This window comes from Paraburkholderia sp. SIMBA_027, from assembly GCF_046535315.1.
Lineage (GTDB): Bacteria > Pseudomonadota > Gammaproteobacteria > Burkholderiales > Burkholderiaceae > Paraburkholderia > Paraburkholderia tropica.
Window position 1 is genome coordinate 1 of sequence record NZ_JAWRWY010001331.1, and the last position, 246, is coordinate 246.

Annotated in this window: 1 protein-coding gene; it reads right to left on the minus strand. The window is 62.6% G+C overall.

The annotated features are described in order from the left end of the window. The coding region (locus SB764_RS43485) for a phosphoenolpyruvate carboxylase (RefSeq protein WP_410867239.1) at positions 1-246 on the minus strand (246 nt) is incomplete at both ends.

Below are 246 nucleotides of genomic sequence, written 5' to 3' on the forward strand. Positions count from 1 at the left end.
TTCTGCGTCGCTCGGCGCGCTGTCCAGATGCGCGGCCACCGCGCTGCCGAAACCGTACCAGCCGGTCAGCAGCAAACGGCATTGGCCCCATGAGAAGCCCCACGGAATCGCGCGCAGATCTTCGATCTTGCGTTGCTTCGGGTCCTGCAATTTGCGCGAAGCCGGACGGCTGCCGATGTTCAGCTCGGCAATCTCCGCGATCGGCGTCGATTCGAAGAAATACTCCTTGAAGCCCGGCGTCTCGTA